The sequence below is a fragment of the Rhizobium halophilum genome, assembly GCF_021648825.1.
GTDB lineage: Bacteria > Pseudomonadota > Alphaproteobacteria > Rhizobiales > Rhizobiaceae > Neorhizobium > Neorhizobium halophilum.
In genome coordinates, this window is sequence record NZ_JAKJHS010000001.1 from 843,483 (window position 1) to 866,171 (window position 22,689).

Annotated in this window: 17 protein-coding genes and 1 pseudogene; 13 read left to right on the forward strand and 5 right to left on the reverse strand. The window is 60.4% G+C overall.

Translation table 11 applies throughout. The annotated features are described in order from the left end of the window. Positions 1 to 47 precede the first annotated feature (47 nt). The gene (locus LXM96_RS04250; RefSeq protein ID WP_239997095.1) at positions 48 to 1,085 is read left to right on the forward strand and encodes an Ldh family oxidoreductase; all 1,038 of its coding nucleotides are present in this window, start codon (positions 48 to 50) and stop codon (positions 1,083 to 1,085) included. 11 nt (positions 1,086 to 1,096) lie between these two features. Here the strand turns inward: LXM96_RS04250 and LXM96_RS04255 are convergent, their stop codons facing one another. The 3 genes from LXM96_RS04255 to LXM96_RS04265 all read right to left on the reverse strand — a co-directional run bounded on the left by LXM96_RS04255 (position 1,097) and on the right by LXM96_RS04265 (position 5,915). After that, a complete protein-coding gene (locus tag LXM96_RS04255) occupies positions 1,097 to 2,059 on the reverse strand; it encodes a dihydrodipicolinate synthase family protein (protein ID WP_239997096.1) in 963 nt (320 codons plus the stop codon). A gap of 109 nt (positions 2,060 to 2,168) precedes the next feature. Further along, a complete protein-coding gene (locus LXM96_RS04260; RefSeq protein WP_239997097.1) occupies positions 2,169 to 2,873 on the reverse strand; it encodes a GntR family transcriptional regulator in 705 nt (234 codons plus the stop codon). 240 nt (positions 2,874 to 3,113) lie between these two features. Continuing rightward, complete coding sequence (locus LXM96_RS04265; protein WP_239997098.1) at positions 3,114 to 5,915, reverse strand: EAL domain-containing protein; 2,802 nt, start codon at positions 5,913 to 5,915, stop codon at positions 3,114 to 3,116. Between the two features lie 30 nt (positions 5,916 to 5,945). On the opposite strand from LXM96_RS04265, the gene LXM96_RS21715 reads away from it, so the two are divergent. Then, positions 5,946 to 6,464: a hypothetical protein gene (locus LXM96_RS21715; RefSeq protein ID WP_317208194.1), complete on the forward strand. Its 519-nt coding sequence runs from the start codon at positions 5,946 to 5,948 to the stop codon at positions 6,462 to 6,464. A gap of 21 nt (positions 6,465 to 6,485) precedes the next feature. On the opposite strand, the pseudogene LXM96_RS21720 reads toward LXM96_RS21715, so the two are convergent. Next, a pseudogene (locus tag LXM96_RS21720) lies at positions 6,486 to 6,929 on the reverse strand (hypothetical protein); the annotation flags it as partial. A 325-nt stretch (positions 6,930 to 7,254) separates the two neighbouring features. Here LXM96_RS21720 and LXM96_RS04275 point away from each other — a divergent pair. From LXM96_RS04275 to LXM96_RS04325, 11 genes are all read left to right on the forward strand, one after another. Further along, positions 7,255 to 8,016, forward strand: coding sequence for a DeoR/GlpR family DNA-binding transcription regulator (locus tag LXM96_RS04275; RefSeq protein WP_239997100.1), 762 nt, complete (start codon positions 7,255 to 7,257; stop codon positions 8,014 to 8,016). Positions 8,017 to 8,117: 101 nt separating this feature from the next. Beyond that, entirely contained in the window at positions 8,118 to 9,632 is a 1,515-nt protein-coding gene (glpD, locus tag LXM96_RS04280; protein WP_239997101.1) for a glycerol-3-phosphate dehydrogenase, read from the forward strand. 40 nt (positions 9,633 to 9,672) lie between these two features. Further along, the gene (locus tag LXM96_RS04285) at positions 9,673 to 10,752 is read left to right on the forward strand and encodes an ABC transporter ATP-binding protein (RefSeq protein WP_239997102.1); all 1,080 of its coding nucleotides are present in this window, start codon (positions 9,673 to 9,675) and stop codon (positions 10,750 to 10,752) included. Next, positions 10,752 to 11,828: an ABC transporter ATP-binding protein gene (locus LXM96_RS04290; RefSeq protein ID WP_239997208.1), complete on the forward strand. Its 1,077-nt coding sequence runs from the start codon at positions 10,752 to 10,754 to the stop codon at positions 11,826 to 11,828. Before LXM96_RS04285 ends, LXM96_RS04290 begins: the two co-directional genes overlap by 1 nt. Continuing rightward, entirely contained in the window at positions 11,825 to 12,691 is an 867-nt protein-coding gene (locus LXM96_RS04295; RefSeq protein ID WP_239997103.1) for a carbohydrate ABC transporter permease, read from the forward strand. Before LXM96_RS04290 ends, LXM96_RS04295 begins: the two co-directional genes overlap by 4 nt. A 10-nt stretch (positions 12,692 to 12,701) precedes the next feature. Then, on the forward strand, positions 12,702 to 13,520 hold the full coding sequence (locus LXM96_RS04300) for a carbohydrate ABC transporter permease (protein WP_239997104.1): 819 nt from the start codon (positions 12,702 to 12,704) through the stop codon (positions 13,518 to 13,520). Beyond that, entirely contained in the window at positions 13,520 to 13,939 is a 420-nt protein-coding gene (locus LXM96_RS04305) for a DUF2160 domain-containing protein (protein WP_239997105.1), read from the forward strand. The genes LXM96_RS04300 and LXM96_RS04305 overlap by 1 nt, the downstream gene beginning before the upstream one ends. A 65-nt stretch (positions 13,940 to 14,004) precedes the next feature. Further along, positions 14,005 to 15,729 (forward strand): ABC transporter substrate-binding protein, encoded by a 1,725-nt coding sequence (locus tag LXM96_RS04310; protein WP_239997106.1) that lies wholly within the window; start codon positions 14,005 to 14,007, stop codon positions 15,727 to 15,729. Between the two features lie 229 nt (positions 15,730 to 15,958). Further along, positions 15,959 to 16,861: a quinoprotein relay system zinc metallohydrolase 2 gene (locus tag LXM96_RS04315; protein ID WP_317208193.1), complete on the forward strand. Its 903-nt coding sequence runs from the start codon at positions 15,959 to 15,961 to the stop codon at positions 16,859 to 16,861. 28 nt (positions 16,862 to 16,889) lie between these two features. Further along, the gene (locus LXM96_RS04320; protein WP_239997107.1) at positions 16,890 to 17,705 is read left to right on the forward strand and encodes a quinoprotein dehydrogenase-associated SoxYZ-like carrier; all 816 of its coding nucleotides are present in this window, start codon (positions 16,890 to 16,892) and stop codon (positions 17,703 to 17,705) included. A 10-nt stretch (positions 17,706 to 17,715) separates the two neighbouring features. Beyond that, entirely contained in the window at positions 17,716 to 18,294 is a 579-nt protein-coding gene (locus LXM96_RS04325; protein ID WP_239997108.1) for a rhodanese-like domain-containing protein, read from the forward strand. Between the two features lie 621 nt (positions 18,295 to 18,915). Here LXM96_RS04325 and LXM96_RS04330 read toward each other — a convergent pair. After that, positions 18,916 to 22,524 carry a hydantoinase B/oxoprolinase family protein gene (locus LXM96_RS04330; RefSeq protein WP_239997109.1) on the reverse strand — a complete coding sequence of 1,203 codons (3,609 nt, stop codon included), beginning with the start codon at positions 22,522 to 22,524 and terminating at the stop codon, positions 18,916 to 18,918. Between the last annotated feature and the right edge of the window lie 165 nt (positions 22,525 to 22,689).

Consider the following 22,689-nt stretch of genomic DNA (forward strand, 5'->3'; position numbering starts at 1 on the left):
AATAGGGCCGAGCAACGGAAGCTACGGCTGGACGCAACGGAGAACCTATGGCTCAGAGTCTCACTCTCACGATAACCGCGCTTCGAGAACGCGTAGAGGCGATCTTCCTGAACGCGGGACTCAACCCAGTGCAGGCAACGGCTCTTACAACAGTTATCGTTGCCGGTGAGCGGGACGCGTGCAAGTCGCACGGCATCTACCGGATCGAAGGAGCGCTCCGCACAGTCAAGGCGGGCAAAGTTGATCCCCGCGCCATACCAGAACTGCAACTGAACGAGGGATCGGCAATCGTGAAGGTGAACGCAAAGCGCGGCTTCGCCAATGCTGCATTCGAACTCGGACTACCCGCCTTCGCCAAGCGAACCAGCGAGTTTGGCCTCGCTGCTCTCGTCATCAATGACTGCACGCATTTTTCCGCCCTCTGGCCCGAGGTTGAGGCCGTCACCAAGGAAGGGCTCGCGGCCTTGGTGATGTGCCCAAGCTACGCAACGGTCGCCCCGACCGGAGGCAATAAGCCGCTGCTGGGTACCAATCCCTTCGCCTTTGGCTGGCCTCGCAAGGATGCCGCCCCCTATGTCTTCGACTTTGCCACCTCTGTCGCCGCTAGGGGGGAGATCGAACTGCACCGCCGTTCAGGCAGATCGCTTCCGCAAGGCTGGGCGATCGACGCCGAGGGCAATCCCACAACCGAACCGGAAGCTGCGCTGGCAGGGGCCATGTTACCTTTCGGCGGACACAAGGGCTCGGCCATTGGAACGATGATCGAGCTTTTGGCGGGGATCATGATCGGAGACCTGACGAGCCCGGAAGTGCTTGACTATCTCGGTACGACCACCCTTGCCCCGTTCCATGGCGAATTGATCATCGGAATGTCTCCCGAAGCATTCGCGGCCGGACGACCGGGTGACCCCTTCGCGCGCGCCGAAAAACTGTTCGACGCAATAGTGGGACAGGGCGCGCGCCTCCCGTCCCAGCGCCGTTTCGCCGCACGACAGACCTCGGAGACGCAAGGCATCATCCTTACAGAAGCCGAGGTGGAGCAGCTAGACCGTCTACGGGAACTGGGGCTGGAGGCCGTTTCCTGACGATTGCAGGTTCAGACCTTATACGTCTGCACCGCGCCCGGCAGCGTGCTCCACTGTGCATACCAGGTGTCGAAGAGCTTGAGCTGTGCCTCCACGTAGCCCCGCTGGCTGTCCGAAAGCACGTCCGTCTCGTTGAAGTGTAATGCGTATTCCGAGTCACCCTTCAGGACCATCATGTGCTTGAAGAAGAGGACCAAGTCCGGCCCCTCGTCAAAAGACGAGAGGACGCCTAGAGCAGATTCCAGTTCCAGCGCCCGCTGTCGGGCGTCCGGATCCCCTGCGGCAGCACCCTGAGCGAGGTTGCATAGATGCAGAACCTCCCTCGGCAGCACGCAGCCAATGCCTGTGATTGCCCCGGTTGCACCGCAGTTTACGAAGCCGTGGAAGACGCATGTATCCACGCCGATCATCAGCGACACGCCGTCGTCGCGACTGGTGATGTTCTCGGCGGCATAACGCATATCCGCCGCGCCCCCGAACTCTTTGAAGCCCACCAGGTTCGAGTGCTCGGCGCGCAGGGCAAAGAACAGATCGGCGCGGGTGGCAAAGCCGTAATAGGGGCTGTTGTAGATGACGGCTGGCAAGTCTGGTGCTGCGGCAAGAATAGCCTTGAAGTGGTTCTTTTGCGCAGCGACGACCGAACCGCGGGAAAGCACGCGGGGGATAACCATCAAGCCTTGAGCGCCGATCCTCTGAGCGTGCGCGGCAAGCGCCACGGCTGAGGCCGTGTTGACTGCGCCGGTGCCGACGATCACGGGCACGCCTGCCGCGACCAGGCGCTCTACACCCTGCATTCGTTGCTCGTCTGTCAGGAGCGGCCAGTCGCCCATGGAGCCGCAATAGACGACCGCTGACATGCCTTTCCTGACCAATTCCCGCCCTTTGCGAACCAGCGCATCAAAGTCTGGGGATCTATCTGCCTTGCACGGCGTCATCAGGGCCGGGATCACGCCCGAGAATATCTTGGCCTTCATCATCCATCTCCTTTTGCCGCGTGGCGAACGGCGAGCCGCAACAACTGTCACCCGTCGATCAGGAGCAATAACTCGTTGTATTTTCCTTGTCGACTTGAAAAATGCAGGCCTACAACTTGATGTCCAGGTTACCGTTGCGGCTGAACAAGGTTTGCACCTGCGCCACAATTTGCTCAGCGTGCGTCTTTCCCAGTTGATCTGCCTTTTCCAAATCTCGCGCCTCGATCGCGGCGATGATCTTGGCATGCTCGTCGACGAAACGCTGCGGGAACTGCTCTTCATATGACTGATAGTAGAGCCGCAGGATGCGCCTCCCTTCATCCAGCAAACGCCGAAACAAGGCTGTGAAATATGGGTTGCGTCCCGCTTCGGCGATGGCGGCATGGAAGGCGACATTCGTTGCGATCATCGTCAACGCGTCCCGCGCCGCAACCGCATCTGCATAATCCTCATGAAGAACCTTGATCGCTTGCAGATCGTCAGACCGATGCTTCTCCGCCGCAAGCCGCGTGGTCACGCGATACATCAGCACCAGCGCGTCGAAGAACGTGTGCAGGTTCAGAAAATCGATATTTGAAACCATAGTCGAACGGTTCGGCAGCGTCTCAATCAGTCCCTCTCCAGACAAGCGAACCAACGCCTCCCGGATAGGTGTTCGAGACATCTCGAAACGTTCAGCGAGTTGCACCTCATCAAGCAAGCTACCCGGAGCAAGCTTCAGGTCGAGAATCTCGTCGCGCAGGAGGTCGTAAACCATTCTGACGCCAGAGCCCCGCTTGCGGCCTGGTCTTGCGTTGGGAACGGACTTGCTCATGCTAAATGCCTCTTGCCGACGAAAGAAGTAGTCCTGCTACAACGCCATCATCGGCTAGATCTAGGCATTCAACGGAAGATGCGGTCAACCCCACACCATTTTGACGGGGCATCCTCATGCACAGCACTGAAAGTCAGTCCGGTCGATTCCTTGTAGATGGAAGGCGGAGCTGCGAGCTTGATCCTAGGCAGCACGTCAACAGCACTCACCGATACCGCCGGAACTGTGCGATTTGTCGCCTCAAGCGATCGCTCTGTACTCAGGCCTCTTTTGGTTGATACCCTCCAACAGCTCCTCCGCCGTCTGGGGTTTTCCAAAGTAATAGCCTTGGCCTTGTTGGCAGCCAAACCCGGCCAGCATGCGCCACTCGGCCTCCTCTTCAACACCCTCGCACACAGTTGCCATCCCAAGCCCCCTGGCCAACGATTGGATCGACTGGACAATGGCCTGATTGGCGGGATTGTCGACGATCCCGCGGATGAAGCATTGATCAATCTTGATCTTGTCGAACGGAAAGCGTGCGATATAGCCTAGGGAGGAATATCCCGTTCCGAAGTCATCCAGCGCGATCCCTATGCCAAGCGCTCGTAGCTCCGTCACCTGTCGCAGAAGCCGTTCAGGATCGAGGAGAAAGGCAGTTTCGGTGACCTCCAGATGAAGCCGTCCAGGCTCCAGTCCAGAAAGCGCCAACGCGTGGCCGACGTCGGCGCAGAGATCGGCCTTGGCGAATTGGACCGCCGAGACGTTCACCGCGACCGTGAGATGGGATGGCCACGACGAAGCTGCGGAACAGGCCTCCACCAGCGCCCATCGACCTAGTTCGCAGATGAAGCCATTTGATTCCGCGACCTCAATGAAATCCAGCGGCGAAACGAGCCCCAGATCCCGATGCCTCCAGCGCATCAACGCCTCTGCACCCGATACTGCTCCCGAGGCCATGGCAACTTGTGGCTGGTAAGTCAGAAAGAACTGATTGTCTCGCAACGCATGCCGCATCTCCTGCTCCAGTCGCATGCGCTTCGCCTGCTGCACGGCCGCCAACGGATCATAAACGTGCCACCCCGATCCCCCGATCTTCTTGGCCTCGTCGAGCGCAAGCTCTGCTGCATCCAGGGAAGCGGCTGCACCGAGCGCGTCCGCCAAGAGGCATGCACCGATCCGCACGTCCATGTGCACCTTGATCCCATGTGCGTCGAATGACTTGACGAAGAGAGCGAGAATTCTCTCCGGGATTGTTGCAAGATTCTCGGCTTCTCCAACAGCAACAGCAACACAGAAGACGTCACCGCCCAACCTGGCGACAAAGGCGCGTGTGGAATCGGAGGCAATCTCATGCGCCCCAGCCATCAATCGCCGCGCCACCGCCGAAAGCAGATGGTCACCAGTTGCTCGTCCGAAGGTGGTGTTTACGCTGGCGAAACGATGCAGGTCGATGGCTGCCACGGCCATCGCGACACCCTGATCCCCACACTGAGCGAGCCGATTGACCAGTTCCCTCCTATTCAGGGCGCCGGTAAGATCGTCGATTTGCGACAGACGGCGAAGCTTGGTTTCATATGCCTTGCGGGCGCTGACGTCACGAATGGTCAAGCAGCTCACGAAGGAGCTGAAACCGGCGTCTTCATGCATGTTGTCCTCAAGACGAGACAGTGTCACCGCAACCTCGAGATCCAGAGGCTGACCGTTCTGCATCACCATGATTTCTTCCTTCACACTCGGAAGCAGCTTATCGGTCACGGTGACGGTCAGGCTGAGCCTTTCGACCAGCGCAACGATTTGCGCCGGCACGCCCGCTCGGAAATCGGCGCCTCGCCTGAGCCCATAGGGGACATCGAAAAAGTTGGTAGCAGATCGACTCAAGTCAATGATCCGTCCACCGCTGTCGATGATCAGGACGGCGTCCGTGCTGTCGCTGATCACGCGCTTAAGAATGCGTCTGCTGTTGCGCCTTTCGGCGCTTGCGATCTCTAGAAGCCAGGCGGCGAGACCAATCTTTTCCAGAAGCACGGCCGCCAGACCCGTAACGATCATGAGGTGGTAGGTCACTGAAAGCAGCTGAAGCGACCATTCCCGCTGGAGGAGATAGCCCCCAATCTCCAAGAGGCAACTCACCATAATCGCGATGGCCGCAACTGTTTCGACGCGCTGGGTCCGAAGCAGCTTTGATCCGCCCAGCAGCGTAAGCGCCAATAGAAGGCCTAGTGGCCAAACTGGAATTACCTGCGGCACCCGGTCCTGCAGGAGCGTCTCGGCAGCAAGGACATGCAGCATCGGCCCGCTAAGTATGCCGTAGACCGGCACCGGAAAAAGATCCTTCAGCTCGGTCGCATAAGCGCCCACCACAACTGAGCGGCCCCGCAAAAGGTCCGGGTTCGCTTCACCACGCAAGAGATCGGCAGCGGAGATCACAGATACGGAACCGGGGTGGATCGAGAAATCGATGGGAAGCACTGGGAGGTCGGGCCTTTGCACGCCTGCAAGCAGGACGGGAGCCGAATCAAGGATGACATCACCCACCGACAAGCCAGCTCCGAACCCGCGGAAGCGTCCTGCATCATCTACGATCACATTCGCCGCAGCTGGCCAGGAATGCTGGGCCAGAAGCTCTATCGGATGCGTAACGGCAACCGAAGCCGCATCCTGAATATGCTGATGCTGCTCGAAAACAGGCAAAAGCACGCCACCGCCTGCTCGTTCAAGCGCGGCTGCCAGTGCTTGATCTCCTTCGGGGGTAGAGGGGGTGCTGAAATCGACGTCGAGGAACACGTCAGCGGCACCCGCGCTCATCAAAGCGTCAATGATGTCAGCATGTACGGAGCGCGGCCAAGGCCACTGACCCACGTGATCGAGACTTTCCTTGTCGATCGCCACAAAGGCAAGACGGTCCGAGGCGCCGCGCGGAGCGAGTTCCGCTCGCAGATCGACAATTTCGTGATCAATCTGCCGGACCATGTCGATGCTCGGGAGAGCAAACGGCATCAACAGCAGCAACCCAGCGAGGACTAGGCGCGTCGGATTTAACTTCAGGACCTTTTCTTTCATGAACGAGCTCAACGCGCGGCAGCTCTTTTAGTGATTGCACTATTGCTTGCCATTGCCGCCGTTTCCATTCCCGCCGCCATTGCCATTGCCGTTCCCTCCGCCGCCATTCCCGTTGCCGTTCCCTCCGCCGTTGCCATTTCCGCCACCGTTGCCGTTGCTGCCGCCGCTGTTGCCGTTGCCCCCGCCGTTGCCATTTCCGCTTCCACCACCATTGCCGTTCCCGTTGCCATTCCCTCCGCCGTTGCTACCTTTGCCATTGCCGCTCCTGCCAGCGTTACCCCTGCCGTTTGCACCGGCGTTATCCTTGGAGCCGTTCGCTGCGGAGCTTGCGTGATCGCTGGACGGCGAGGTCCGAGACACCGCGCGGTCTGCTGCCTCCTCGGCCCCGATTGGCGAAGCCTTGCCCACGGCCGGAACAAACGCCGCGGTGGGCGCCACCGACGCTATGGACGGCGCATCAACAGCACCAGCCACCGACATGCGCTGACCGTCATTCACCGTCGCACGTTGCCCCGGCCCAACATTCGTCTGCTGTCCTCCTGTGAATGAGCTGACCTGAACAAGGCCCTCTTGCACCGAGACCGTGGCATCCGTGGCCGTGACCGAGACCTCGAAGAAAGTCCCTTTCACCACCGCAGCCAGGAACGGCGTCTGAACGGATGTATGAGGTCTGGACCTCTTCTCGATGTCGAGTGTGAGCCTCCCCTTATGTTGTACGACCTCGGTCTTTCGACCGAACGGGCCTCTTGCAGCGATGAGGGCCAATGTTCCCGGGTGGACGGCGATGCTTTCCCTGCCACGCGCGATAACAGCGCGACCGTGGGGGCCCGCAGAGATCCATGAGCTGTCGGGGATTGCAGCGCCCGGACGAACGGGCTGCCAATTCCTTTTGTCCACCGTATACAGCACTTGGGACGTGGCCCGCGCGACGAGCCATTCTTGCGCAACAGCGGAAGTCGTGAAGACACAAACAAGCAGAGTAACGAGCGTGATCTGACGCAGCAAGCTGAACATGAAACCCCTCCGGATTCACTCCAGCAGAGCACCGGCTAATTAAGAATCCCTTCATTTAGGTTCGTAAATGAGTGACATCTCCCACTTTCATGCAGATTGCCTCGCCTCGGAGGGCCACACGATGCTTGTTGCACCGGTAGCTCTCACTGCACGAGGTCGCGCCGAGATGATCATCAGCTTGACCTGAGCGAAAGTCGGATTGCCGTGGAGGGCGCTTTGTCCCTGCCCAATGAGTATGTTGGGGAGCGGGCGCAATATTCCGCTTGGCTTCTGCAGCTCTTCTCGTTCATGATGCTCGCAGTGTGAAACCAAAGCGAAGGTGCCGATGTTCCTCAGTCCCCGGCAATTGGAGATCATCGAACTCGCCAAGTCTCATGGGCGCGTAATCGTTGAGGAACTCGCGGATACTTTCGAGGTCTCGCCGCAGACCATCCGCAAGGACCTTAACGATCTCTGCTCTCAACGGCTGCTTACGCGGATACATGGCGGAGCGACCGTTCCCAGCGGCACGGAGAACATGGAGTATGAGTCCCGCCGACAGATCGCTGCTAGGGAGAAACAGGCCATAGGGCTGGCTGCCGCCAAGATGATCCCGAACAATACCTCTCTTTTCATCAACATCGGGACGACCACGGAGGCGGTCGGGGAGGCTCTGACGGACCATCAGGACATGATGGTCATCACAAATAACATTAATGTTGCCAATCACCTGCGTCCTCGACCCGCAATCGAGGTAATCATTGCGGGCGGTGTCGTTCGCGCTTCGGATGGAGGGATCGTGGGTGAGGCAGCGGTCGACTTCATTCGCCAGTTCAAGGTCGATTTTGCGATTATCGGCGCATCCGCCATTGATGCGGACGGAGCGCTTCTCGACTTTGACTTCCGTGAAGTCAAAGTCGCACAGGCCATCATAGCGAACGCCCGGCACGTCATTCTCGTCGCCGATTCCACCAAGTTCGAACGGACCGCGCCGGTCCGGATCGCGCAGATTGCCCAGGTCCACAGCTTTATCACCGACCGCTGTCCCGTTCCGGGCTTGAGGCGCCTTTGTGCAGAGAGCAATGTCCGCCTGGTTGAAACGGATTAAGACAGACGCACTTTCGTTTGACATTCGGATTCACTTCGGTTCAATTGAATCCACTTTCTTTATGCGAATACTTCATCTTAAGTCGAGCGGGCGGGCCGGGTATGATCGAGCCGGAATTCGACATCTTCGTCATCGGCGGCGGCATCAACGGATGCGGCATCGCGCGTGACGCTGCGGGCCGGGGATACCGTGTCGCGCTGGCCGAGATGAACGACTTCGGCTCAGGCACTTCGTCCGGCTCGACCAAGCTCATCCACGGCGGACTTCGCTATCTCGAACATTACGAATTTCGCCTGGTGCGCGAAGCGCTGATGGAGCGCGAAGTGCTTTGGGCGATGGCGCCGCATATCATCTGGCCAATGCGCTTCGTGCTGCCCTTCCAGAAGGGCGGCGTGCGCCCGGCATGGCTGATCCGCCTGGGCCTGTTTCTCTACGACCACCTCGGCGGCCGCAAGCTGCTGCCGCCGACAAAGAGCCTCGACATGCGACGCGACCCGGCAGGCAAGCCGTTGAAGCCGATCTTCACCAAGGCCTTCGAATATTCGGACGGCTGGGTGGACGATGCGCGCCTGGTGGTGCTGAATGCGCGCGACGCCGCCGGCCGCGGCGCGCGGATCCTGGCACGCACCAAGGTGGTCCGGGCTGAACACCGCGAAGGCTGCTGGGCGATCGAGCTCGAGGATACCCGCAGCGGCGCCCGTCGCAGCATGACGGCACGCATGCTGGTGAACGCAGCCGGCCCCTGGGTCGATCAGGTTCTGTCGCGGGCGATGGGGCACAATGGCCGGGCGACGGTCCGCCTGGTGCAGGGCAGCCACATCGTCGTGAAGAAGAAGTTTGATGATCCGCGGGCCTATTTCTTTCAGAACCCGGACAACCGGATCATTTTCGCCATCCCCTACCAGCAGGACTACACGCTGATCGGCACCACGGATCGGGATTTCGGCAGCGATCCGACGGATGTCCGGATCAGCCAAGAGGAAACCGATTACCTCTGCTCTGCCGCCAGCGAATATTTCCGAGAACCGGTTCGGCCCGAAGACATCGTCTGGACCTATTCCGCCGTGCGCCCCCTTTACGACGACGGGGCATCAAAGGCGCAGGAGGCTACCCGCGACTACGTGCTGAAGACGGACGAGACCGCGGGAGCGCCGCTCCTGAACGTCTTCGGCGGCAAGCTGACCACCTATCGCCGCCTTGCCGAACACGCGCTGGAAAAGATCGGCGACGCGATCGGCGTCAAGGGAAGCCCCTGGACGGCCGGCAGCCACCTGCCCGGCGGCGATTTTCCAGCAACCGGCTACGAAGGGCTTGTCGACCGGCTTCTGGGGCGTTTCCCGTTCCTGGCGGATGCCCACGCCCGGCGTCTGGTCCGCGCCTATGGCACCGACACGTTCGAGATGCTGGCGGGCGCCACATCGGCGGCCGATCTTGGAGCGCTGTTCGGCGGCGATCTCTACGCCCGTGAGGTTGAATGGCTGATTGCCCGCGAATGGGCGCATGGAGCAGACGACATTCTCTGGCGCAGGACGAAACAGGGCCTGCGCCTTACGACAGATCAAGCACATGCACTGGAGGAGTACATGGCGGCAATCCCAGCGAGGTCGGTGGGATAGCGCATGTGGTCCCCGCGGAGGAGGAGGCCCGGGATCCCGAATGCTTGAATTGCGAAACATCGAAAAGGTTGTCGGGGAGGAGTATCACATCCACCCCACCAGCCTCGTGCTCGAACGGGGAACGTTGAACGTCCTTCTGGGACCGACGCTTTCCGGCAAGACGTCGCTCATGCGGCTGATGGCGGGGCTCGACGTACCGACCGCCGGCTCCATCCATTTCGATGGCCGGGACGTCACCGGCGTCCGGGTGCAGGATCGCCATGTTGCGATGGTTTACCAGCAGTTCATCAACTACCCGGCCATGACAGTCTACGAAAATATCGCCTCGCCGATGCGGGTCGCTGGCAAGGACAAGGACACGATCGACCGGGAGGTGCGCAAGGCGGCCGACCTTTTGAAGCTGACGCCCTATCTCGACCGGACGCCTCTCAACTTGTCCGGCGGACAGCAGCAACGCACGGCGCTGGCACGCGCGCTCGTCAAGAACGCCAGCCTCGTCCTCCTGGACGAGCCGCTGGCCAACCTCGACTACAAGCTGCGCGAAGAACTGCGCGAGGAGCTTCCGCGGATTTTCTCCCAGTCCGGCGCCGTCTTCGTCTATGCCACCACCGAACCGACAGAAGCGCTGCTCCTCGGCGGCAGGACCGCGACGTTAAGCCAAGGGCGGGTGACGCAGTACGGCGAAACGATCGAGGTCTATCGGCGGCCGGCCGACCTGCTGACGGCGAAAACATTTGCCGATCCGCCGCTCAACACCATCGGAATGACGAAGACGGGACAGGGGCTACATGTCGACGAGCAGCAGGCCATTCCCGTGCCGCCCCATCTCGTTTCGGTTCCGGATGGCCCGGTTACAATCGCCTTCCATCCGCATCACCTGTCGGTGCAACCGGTGTCTGACGCAGCCGCCAGGCTCTCCGTTCAGGCGCTGATCTCCGAGATCGCAGGCTCCGAGAGCTTCGTCCACATCGAGTATCGCGGAAACCGCTGGGTAATGCTGCAGCACGGGGTACACCACGTCGAACCGGATACCATGATCGACGTCCATCTCGACACGCGCCACCTGATGGCGTTCGGACAAGACGGTCGGTCCCTCAATGCCACGACGGGAGGCGCATGATGGCTCGGATCACGCTCGACCATATCCGTCACGCCTACGGGCCAAAGCCGTCCACGGACAAGGACTATGCGCTGAAGGAAGTGCATCACGAGTGGGACGACGGCGGCGCCTATGCCCTTCTGGGGCCATCCGGCTGTGGCAAGACGACCCTGCTCAACATCATCTCCGGTCTGCTCACGCCCTCGGAAGGAAAGATCCTCTTCGACGGCACCGACGTGACCCATCTGTCCACCGAGAAACGCAACATTGCACAGGTCTTCCAGTTTCCGGTGATCTACGACACGATGACGGTCTACGACAACCTTGCCTTCCCGCTGCGCAACCGCAGGATGCCGGAGGGCGAGGTGGACAAGCGCGTTCACGACATCCTGTCGATGATCGATCTTTCTGAATGGGCGGGCCGCAAGGCGCAGGGGCTGACCGCCGACCAGAAGCAGAAAATCTCGCTCGGCCGGGGGCTTGTGCGAAGCGACGTCAACGCCATCCTCTTCGACGAACCGCTGACGGTAATTGACCCGCACATGAAGTGGGTGCTGCGCTCGCAGCTGAAGCGGCTGCATCGCCAATCCGGCTTCACCATGGTCTATGTGACCCACGACCAGACCGAAGCCCTGACATTCGCCGACAAGGTGGTGGTCATGTACGAAGGCGAGATTGTCCAGATCGGCACGCCAGTGGAGCTCTTTGAACGGCCACGCCACACCTTCGTCGGCTATTTCATCGGGTCGCCGGGCATGAATTTCATGCCTGCCGCCGTGAGTGGCTCCGCCCTCGTTGTGGGGGATCAACAAATTCCTTTGGAGGGCCAGCCGTTAACTGCACCCAACGCCAAGCTCGAACTCGGCATCAGGCCGGAGTTCGTCCGCGTGGCCCGGGAGGGAATGCCGATCTCGATTTCTCAGATCGAAGACGTCGGGCGACAGAAGATCGTCCGAGCAAGCTTTCAAGGCTATCCGCTAGCAGCCGTCATGTCCGAGGATACCGAAATCCCTGCAGACCCGCGTGTCACCTTCGAGCCTGCTGGTCTCAACCTCTATGCAGACTCCTGGCGTGTCGAGGCGGGAGGCCAACAATGAACAAGACGTGGAACAACAAGGCTTGGTTCCTAGTGTTGCCGGTGCTCCTGCTCGTCGCATTCTCCGCGATCATCCCATTGATGACGGTGGTGAATTATTCGGTGCAGGACACCTTCGGCAACAACCAGTTCTTCTGGGCAGGCACGGACTGGTTCAGTGACGTCCTGCACTCCGACCGGTTCTGGGATGCCCTAGTCCGCAACCTGATCTTCTCCTTCGTCATCCTGGCGATCGAAATCCCGCTCGGCATCTTCATCGCCTTGAATATGCCGAAGACCGGGATCGGCGTGCCCGTCTGCCTCGTGCTGATGGCGCTGCCGCTCCTGATCCCCTGGAACGTCGTGGGCACCATTTGGCAGGTCTTCGGCCGCGTCGATATTGGTCTCCTTGGCCATTACCTGCGCATCCTCGGGATCGACTACAACTATACGCAGGATCCGGTAGACGCCTGGGTCACGGTCATCGTGATGGATGTCTGGCACTGGACCAGCCTGGTGGTGCTTCTGTGTTACGCCGGCCTCGTCTCGATCCCCGACGCCTATTATCAGGCCGCCAAGATCGACGGCGCGTCGCGCTGGTCCGTGTTCCGCTATATCCAACTGCCGAAGATGAAGCGCGTGCTGCTGATTGCCGTCCTGCTGCGCTTCATGGACAGCTTCATGATCTATACGGAGCCTTTCGTGGTTACAGGCGGCGGCCCCGGCAACTCGACCACCTTCCTGTCGATCGACCTCGTGAAGATGGCCGTTGGCCAGTTCGATCTGGGTCCGGCAGCGGCCATGTCGATCATCTACTTCCTCATCATCCTGCTGCTGTCATGGGTCTTCTACACCGTGATGACCAGCCAGGATGCGAAGAGCTAGGAGGGGCACCATGAGCACGTCGAACGTCAAAAGAAGCTGGTCCTGGATCGTCGCGACCCTCTACATCCTGTTTTTGATCCTGCCGATCTACTGGCTGATCAACATGAGCTTCAAGAGCAACTCCGAGATCCTTGGGAATTTCTCGCTGTGGCCGCAAAGCCCGACGCTGCGCAACTACATGGTGATCTTCACGGACCCGTCGTGGTACAACGGCTACATCAATTCGATCATCTACGTGGTCATGAACACCGTCATCTCCGTGACGGTGGCACTGCCGGCCGCCTACGCATTCTCCCGCTACCGGTTCCTCGGCGACAAGCATCTTTTCTTCTGGCTGCTGACCAATCGCATGGCGCCCCCGGCCGTCTTTGCCCTGCCGTTCTTCCAGCTCTACTCCGCCTTCGGTCTCATTGACACGCATATTGCGGTGGCGATCGCGCACTGCCTTTTCAACGTGCCGCTGGCGGTGTGGATTCTGGAGGGTTTCATGTCCGGCGTGCCAAAGGAAATCGACGAGACAGCCTATATTGACGGCTACTCGTTTCCGCGGTTCTTCGTTAAGATCTTCATGCCACTGATCGCGTCCGGCATCGGCGTGGCCGCCTTCTTCTGTTTCATGTTCTCCTGGGTGGAACTGCTGATTGCCCGCACGCTCACCACGACGGATGCGAAGCCGATTGCAGCGACCATGACGCGTACCGTTTCCGCGTCGGGCATGGACTGGGGCGTGCTGGCGGCAGCCGGTGTGCTGACGATCATTCCTGGCGCCCTCGTGATCTATTTCGTTCGCAATTACATTGCCAAGGGCTTTGCCCTGGGGAGGGTTTGATGGCCGCAGCTTCCAAACGCAGCCGCCGCTGGCCGATTGCTCTCGCGGGCGTCGTCGCCGTTTATGCCATCGTCGTCGTGGCGTTGATCCTGGCACTGCCGGTAGAGGACGGGGAGCGCGACTGGTTTGCGCCTCTGTCCCCCGGCGGTTGGATGGCCTGGTCCTTCCCGACGGCGGTATTCTTTCTAACGATCCTGACGCTTCTCGCGTTGATGGCTGTCTGGGAATATGCGCGGCCCGGAGGACATCCGAGGGTCGGCATCCTGCGGTTCGAGACGACCCGCGGCGACCGGCTTTTCATCTCGCTGCTGGGAGCGGCCTTCATCAATCTCGCATGGCTGGGGCTTACCGGCGCCAGCCTGTGGTGGTCTCTTGCGCTCAGCCTTGTCTACGCTTTTACGGTGTTCAGGACCGTCTGACGCAAGTGGACGGGATGTCAGGCGACATCCCGTGAATATGTGCAATCGCAACTTGGGAGGATGATATGCGACGGCATCTTTTGACAACAACGGCAGCGGTGCTGCTGGCCATGACCGGCAATGCCTTTGCCGGGATGGAGGAGGCAAAGCAGTTTCTCGACGCGGAGATCGGCGATATGTCGGTGCTTTCCCGCGCCGAGCAGGAACAGGAAATGCAGTGGTTCATCGACGCGGCTCAGCCCTTCGCCGGCATGGACATCAAGGTCGTCTCGGAAACGATCACCACGCACGAGTATGAGTCGAAGGTTCTGGCGCCGGCCTTCACCGCGATCACCGGCATCAAGATCACTCATGACCTGATCGGCGAGGGAGACGTCGTCGAAAAGCTGCAGACACAGATGCAGTCCGGCGAGAACATCTACGACGCCTATGTCAACGACTCCGACCTGATCGGTACCCATTGGCGTTACCAGCAGGCCCGCTCGCTGACCGACTGGATGGCGAACGAAGGCAAGGACGTCACCAATCCCGGCCTGGATCTGGAGGACTTTATCGGTCTGAAGTTCACTACGGCACCGGATGGCGATCTCTACCAGCTGCCCGACCAGCAATTCGCCAACCTCTACTGGTTCCGCTACGACTGGTTCAACGACGAGAAGAACAAGGCGGACTTCAAGGAGAAGTACGGCTACGATCTCGGCGTTCCGGTCAACTGGTCAGCCTATGAGGACATCGCTGAATTCTTCACCGGCCGTGAGATTGACGGCAAGAAGGTCTATGGCCACATGGACTACGGTAAGAAGGATCCGTCGCTTGGCTGGCGCTTCACCGACGCTTGGCTCTCCATGGCCGGCAACGGCGACAAGGGCCTTCCGAACGGTCTGCCGGTTGATGAGTGGGGCATCAAGGTGGACGAGAATTCGCGTCCGGTGGGCTCTTGCGTTGCCCGCGGCGGTGATACCAATGGCCCAGCGGCGGTCTATTCCATTCAGAAATACCTGGACTGGATGAATGCCTATGCACCGGCCGCCGCCCAGGGGATGACGTTCTCGGAATCAGGCCCGGTACCTGCTCAGGGTGAGATCGCCCAGCAGATGTTCATGTACACGGCGTTCACCGCCGACATGGTCAAGGACGGGCTGCCGGTCGTCAACGAGGACGGTACCCCCAAGTGGCGGTTTGCACCCTCGCCGCATGGCGTTTACTGGAAGGAAGGCATGAAGCTCGGCTACCAGGACGTTGGTTCCTGGACGCTGCTTAAGTCAACGCCGGACGATCGGGCGAAGGCGGCCTGGCTTTATGCCCAGTTCGTTACATCCAAGACTGTCGATGTGAAGAAAAGTCATGTCGGACTGACGCTTATTCGCGAAAGCACCATCCAGCATGAGAGCTTCACCGAGCGTGCGCCCAAGCTCGGCGGCCTGATCGAGTTCTACCGCTCGCCAGCCCGCGTGCAGTGGTCTCCGACGGGCACCAACGTTCCGGACTATCCGAAGCTCGCCCAGCTCTGGTGGCAGGCGATTGGTGATGCCTCTTCCGGCGCAAAGACGCCGCAGGAAGCGATGGACTCGCTCTGCGCCGAGCAGGAAAAGGTGATGGAGCGTCTCGAGCGTGCAGGCGTTCAGGGTGACATCGGTCCAAAGCTCGCCGAGGAGCATGACCTCGAATACTGGAACGCGGAAGCTGTAAAGGCAGGCAATCTCGCCCCTCAGTTGAAGATCGAGGACGAGAAGGAAAAGCCCATTACGGTAAATTACGACGAGTTGGTGAAGAGCTGGCAGTCGAACTAGTCGGCGCAAGAAAGGGGCAGCTCGCTGCCCCTTTCTTATTTCCGCTGCCCCGCCTTCCGCCCGATCAAGACACAGCCGTCAGCGCCAATCCACGAAGCATCATCGCCTGATGCACACTATCGGGTAGCCCCGGGACATGCTACTGTCTCCCATGTCTGGGAACGAGGTCAGAGCGACCGGTCATGTTCGACAGTCCGGTAACGGGATGTGCTTCACGCGCCGTGAAGCCATGGCTCTCGGATTTTGCCTTTGCTGCCTCCCCGACCGTGGCCAGGCCGCCCGGCCGTCTGGCATAAAGGATGTTGGCAATGGCATCTTCATCCGAGAAGCTCCACACGAGGAAGCCACGCGGAGGAATCGCGGTGGCATCGCCAACATCGGTTTCATCATTGGCCGCGATGGCGTTCTGGTAACGGATCCCGGTGGAAGTCTCGCGGATGGGCGATGGTTGCGCTCCGAGATCAAGATAAGGACGACGAAGCGCGTTCGTTACGTGGTGATGTCGCATGTTCACCCTGATCACTGTCTCGGCGCCGCCGCCTTCGGAGACGAAGTACCGGTTTTCTTAGGGCACCACAGATTGAAGAATGCACTCCATGCGCGGGGTGATTTCTATCGGGAGCGCCTGGCGGAGGTTCTCGAACGGGACGATGTTGGTGAGATCATCTATCCAAATCAGGAAGTAGAACACGCTGCGGAAGTGGATCTGGGCGATCGTATCATACGGATGATGGCGCACGGGCGTGCGCACACTGACTGTGACCTCACCATGCTGGATGTCACCACTGGAACGCTCTTTCCCTCGGATCTCCTGTTCGTTGACCGCGTCCCCTCGCTCGACGGAAGCCTCCTCGGGTGGCTGGCGGAGGTCGAACGCCTAAGGCAAATCCGACCCGCGCGCGCAGTGCCTGGGCATGGACCGGCGATAGTGGCGTTCGAACCGGCAATGGCCAAACAAGTTGAATATCTGACGGCACTTGCCGACCAGACCCGCCAAGCGATCGCAAGAGGCCTTACCCTAAACGACGCGCTTCCCGCTGTTACCGCGGGGAAAGGAGGCGGTTGGGCGCTCTATGAGGCCTACCACGAACGCAATGTCATCCAGGCTTACAAGGAACTTGAATGGGAATAGCTTCCTGACGGGAGGCAAGGAGGAGAACATGATGCGGATATCCCGGCGCACCTTCGCTCTTGGCATCATCGGAACGTGCTGCCTTAGCTTCACACCGACCATCGCTATCGCTCAGGCTGATCGAGAACGGGAAGAGCGCTGGCAGCAGCTTGTCTCCTATCTCTTTGATGATCGTGAGGTCGTTCCCACGGAAACGCTGATCAAGATCGAGGCCCCTGCCCGCGCTCAGGATGCTGCACTTGTCCCCATCACTCTAACGATGCCGGAGAAGGACAAGATCAAATCGGTCTATCTGGTGATCGACGATAACCCCGTCCCGCTCGCAGCTCATGTCACCTTCGGGCCGGCGGCAGATGCCGGAAGCCTGCAAATGCGCGTTCGCATCGACACCTATACAAATGTGCACGCCGTCGCCGAAACCAAGGAAGGGCGGTTGTTTTCAGCAGTGGCGTTCGTCAAGGCGTCTGGTGGCTGTTCGGCCCCATCCGGCCCCAGCGACTTGGAAGCAATGAAGGGGATGGGAGAGATGCGCCTAAGGCTCTCGGAGCCTTCGCAGAAGGGGAAGTCTACTGCAGCTACCCTGATGATCCGCCATCCCAACTTCACGGGCATGCAGATGAACCAGCTTACGCGGCTATACACGCCGCCGAGATACATCGAGAAGATGACCGTCACCTATGGAGATCAGACGGTTCTCGACGTTGCCGGCGATATTTCGTTGTCTACCAATCCCGCAATTGGCTTCAACTTCGTGTCGGACGGCAGGCAGTCGATGAAGGTGGTCGCGTCGGATAACAAGGGAGGACGTTGGGAGAGCGCCTTTGACGTCTCAGCCAACAACTAGGTACAACGCGATGCTGCGCCTCCTCGGTAAGCCTCGGTCAGCAATCGTGCTGGTGCTTGTGGTTTTCATGAGCGCCACGACCGGCGCGCCCTTTTCCGTCGCGGAGATACGAGAGCCGGACGGCTTGTGGACGGGCCCCATGCAGGGGGAGACACCCTCCACGCTTAACGGGGCGCGCGTGATAGACTTGGCGGAACTGGTCGCTCTCCTGCCTCAACAGCCAGTCCTTGTCGACGTCGGCCCCGCTCAGAAAAAGCCGGAAGATCTACCACAAGATCGGCTCTGGCTGCCAACGCACCGCTCCATACCAGGTGCGGCGTGGTTTCCTGGCGCCGGAGCAGCAGTCCTGGAGCCGGCAAAAGAGATAATTTTCTTCCGGCGTCTGGAGGAGTTGACCGGTGGTGACCGTTCAAAGCCCTTGGTGGTTTTCTGCCGCCCCGAGTGCTGGGGAAGCTGGAACGCGGGGAAACGGCTCGTGGCGAGGGGGTATAGCCGCGTCCATTGGTTTCCCGGTGGCATCACCAAATGGCAGGAAGCTCACGACGTTCGGCAAGTTACGCCGGAGAAGGGCTGGGGTCCCGAACAATGAACGATTTGGCACCCATCCAGCATGCTGTGCGACCTACGCCGTTACATTGAGCATAAGCCACAGGATGAAGCGGCGGAAATGTCCTGCTGTCCCACGTCACCCGTCGCTTCGCCAACGCGCGTCCAAATTGTTAGGGCGATCTGCGGCAGCCTGGCCTCCCCCGGCAAACCGTGCGGAGCCGCGCAGCAGTCAGATTTTCAAAAGCGGGTTATTTCCCGCCAGCGGGACTGCTTGGCGAGCCCGCTACGTTCCCATTGAGGCGAATTAGCTGTCCATCAGCCCAAGAGTGCGCATGGACCTCATGGCTAAATTGCCGCTCGATCAATGCCCCCTTTTCAACGAACTGAACAACGAACTTTCCGTCCCTCTCGAAGATGTCCACGGGTTGTTCTCGCATCACGGCACTCCCCTCCGCCCAGTGTAGAACGACGTCGACGATATTATCCTTTCGTCTAATGCAAGAAGATCATGTTCTTTGCATGCTCGTAAAGTGCGAAAAGTCGCACCAAGCGACACGCCCGCCGCTGAGCGCCATCATGTCCAAGAGGTGCGGCGAAGGGTCAATACTCCGGGATCGCCGCCGGAGGTAACCCTTCCCCTCCCCGTCTGCAAAAGGATGTCTCAGCGTCTGTATCCGCCACCCGTGGGCGTGACGACAGTTACCGCTTCGCCGGCCTCGAGAATGGTCTGGCCGCAGCCGCCGAGGTCTTCGAGCCGCCCATCGAGCCGGCGGACCATGGTCTGGCCGAGCTCACCGGCCTCACCGCCTTCTAGCCCATGCGGTTGGATGGTGCGGTGGGAGGAGAGGATGGCGCAGGCCATGGTCTGGAGGAAACGGATCGTGCGCTTCGTGCCGTTGCCCGCTGACCACTTGCCCTTGCCGCCTGAATTCTCTCGGATGTGGAAATCCTCGAGAAGGACCGGGTAGCGCGTCTCGAGAATTTCAGGGTCCGTGAGACGGGAATTCGTCATATGAACATGGACCGCATCCGTGCCGTCGAAGCCCGTGCCATCGTTGAAGACGCCGGCGGGCGAGCCGGAGCAAAGCGTCTCGTAGTACTGGTAGGTTTCATTTCCGAAGGTCAGGTTGTTCATCGTGCCCTGGCTCGCAGCGATCGCACCGAGGGCGCCGAAAAGGGCGTTCGTAACGTGCTGGCTTGTTTCCACATTCCCGGCAACAACGGCCGCCGGGTATTGAGGCTTCAGCATCGAACCCTCCGGCACGATGATTCGGATCGGTCGCAGGCAGCCGGCATTCATCGGGATCGAGCTTTCGACCATGACCCGGAAGACATAGAGAACCGCCGCGCGCGTGACGGGCTCGGGGGCATTGAAGTTGTTTGGCTTCTGCGGACTTGTGCCGGTGAAGTCGACCGTCGCCTCGCGTTTTTCCTTGTCGACGGTGATCTTCACCCTGATCGTGCTGCCCTGGTCGGTGTCGTAGGAGAATTCGGAATCTCCGAGCTTCTCGACGACGCGGCGCACGCTCTCCTCCGCATTGTCCTGCACATGGCCCATATAGGCCTGCACCACGTCGAGCCCGAACTGCGCGATCATCTTGCGCATCTCGTGGACGCCCTTCTCGTTGGCGGCGATCTGGGCGCGCAGGTCACCGACGTTCTGGGCGACATTGCGGGCCGGATAGGGGTGGTCGGACAAGAGGCGGGTGATGCCTTCCTCGTCGAAACGGCCACGATCGACCAGGAGCACGTTGTCGAAAAGTACCCCTTCCTCGTCGACGGTGGTGGCGAGTGGCGTCATGGAGCCGGGCGCAGTGCCGCCGACATCCGCGTGATGGCCGCGCGACGCGACGTAGAAGAGGATGTTCTTGCCCTCTGCGTCGAAGACCGGCGTTACCACGGTAATGTCCGGAAGATGCGTTCCGCCATTGTAGGGGGCGTTCAAGGCAAAGACGTCCCCCGGACGAATCCGGCCCTTGTTCTGGGCGATGATCGATTCCACCGAACGATCCATCGACCCCAGATGGACCGGCATGTGCGGCGCGTTGGCGACGAGCGCACCGTTTTCGTCGAAGATGGCGCAGGAGAAGTCCAGCCGCTCCTTGATGTTCACCGACGACGCCGTGTTCTGCAGCGTCACGCCCATCTGTTCTGCGATCGACATGAAGAGATTGTTGAAGACCTCGAGCAGCACCGGATCGGCTTCCGTGCCGAGCGCCTTGCTGCGCGCAAGGGTCTTCACCCGCTTCAGCACGACATGGTCGAGCGCGGTGATCTCGAACGACCAGCCATCCTCGACGACGATCGTCTGGTGCGGCTCGACGATGAGGCATGGGCCGGCGGCGCGGGCGCCGGGGCGGATATCGGCGCGACGATAGACAGGCGCCTGACGCCATTCTCCGCCGGAGAAGAAACGCGTTTCCTCGGTGGCAGTGGGAGCGGCGGCGTCGACGGCATGGGTCGGTTCGGTGGATTCTGCACCGCCGCCGATGGCTTCGACTTCATAGGATTCGAAGATGATCTCGCGGTTCTCGAAGATGAAGCCGAACTGCTTGCGATGAAGCGCTTCGAACACCTCCGTCATCTCCGAAACGGACGAAACCGGGACGGCAAGGGTCGTGTCGGTGCCCTGGTAGCGCAGGTGAGCGCGATGGATGACGTCGGTATCGGCTTCGGTCACGCCTTGCGCAGCCATCTCCTGCAGAACGCTCGCTGTCAGTTCGTCGCGGACGGGCGGCAGCGCATCCAGGGCCTCGCTGAGGGCTATGGACACCGTCTTCTGGCGGGTGGCGCGGATGTCCGCAAGTCCCATGCCATAGGCGGACAGGATGCCGGAGAAGGGGTGGATCATGACGGTCAAAATGCCAAGCGCATCGGCCGTCAGGCAAGCATGTTGGCCGCCCGCACCGCCGAAGCAGGTCAGCACGTAATTGGTGACGTCATAGCCGCGCTGGACGCTGATCTTCTTCACCGCATTCGCCATGTTCTCGACGGCGATCGCCAGGAAGCCGTCTGCGACTTCTTCCGGCGTACGGCCGTCACCAATGGTCACGGCCATGTCTTCGAAGGCAGCGCGAACGGCCTCGGCGTCCAGGGGCTGGTCGCGGTTCGGGCCGAAGATCTTCGGGAAGAGGTCGGGCGATAGCTTCCCGAGCATGACGTTGGCGTCCGTCACGGTGAGCGGGCCGCCGCGGCGATAGGCTTTCGGACCGGGATTGGCGCCGGCGGAATCCGGTCCGACGCGGAAGCGCCCGTTCTCGAAGTGGAGGATGGAGCCGCCGCCGGCCGCAACGGTGTGGATGGACATCATCGGCGCACGCATCCGCACGCCCGCCACTTCCGTCTCGAAGGATCGCTCCAGTTCGCCGTCATAATGAGATACGTCCGTCGATGTGCCGCCCATGTCGAAGCCGATCATGCGGTCAAAGCCAGCGAGCCTCGACGTCTCCACTGCGCCAACGACACCGCCGGCGGGACCGGAGAGGATGGCGTCCTTGCCCTGGAACAGGTCGGCCGCCGTAAGGCCGCCGGAGGACTGCATGAACATCAAACGCGCCCCGCCTTCGGCGTCGGCACCAAGCTCGGATGCTACCTGCTCGACATAGCGGCGCAGGATCGGCGAGAGATAGGCGTCAACGACCGTCGTGTCGCCACGGCCCACCAGCTTGATCAGCGGCGAGACCTCGTGGCTGACGGAGACCTGGGTAAAGCCGATCTCGCGAGCGACCTTGGCGGCCAACTGCTCGTGCTCCGGGTACCGGTAGGCGTGCATGAAAACGATCGCGACGGCGCGGAATCCGGCATCAAACTGCGCCTGCAGGTCCCGGCGGATGACGGCTTCGTCCGGAGCTGCCTCGACCTCGCCATCCGCCCGCACGCGCTCGTGGACTTCAACCACGGCGCTGTAGAGCAGTTCCGGCTTGATGATCTTCTTGGCGAAGATGTCGGCCCGCGCCTGGTAGCCGATCGCCAGCGCATCCCGGAAGCCGCGCGTCGTCACGAGCAGCGTTTTCTCGCCCTTGCGTTCGAGGAGGGCATTGGTCGCAACCGTGGTGCCCATCTTGACCGCGCCAATCAGTTCGGCAGGTACCGGCTCTCCGGCCTTCAGACCGAGAAGCTCGCGAATGCCTTGCACGGCGGCATCGTGATAAGCTTCCGCGTTTTCCGACAGGAGCTTGTGAGCGATGAGAGAGCCATCCGGTTTGCGGCCGACAATATCAGTGAATGTGCCACCTCGGTCGATCCAGAAGTCCCATTTGCCGCTGGTCATCACATGCCCCTCACTGACTGCTTTTCTTACACGTGAACATTTCGTCGACAAAACGTCAATGATTGATTGACAGCAAATTGCACACTGCTGCATCATGGCTTCCAGAAGGGCAAAAAAGCCGTCAGAGCGTCGCCCGACCACGGCAACCGAGGGGAGCCGACGATG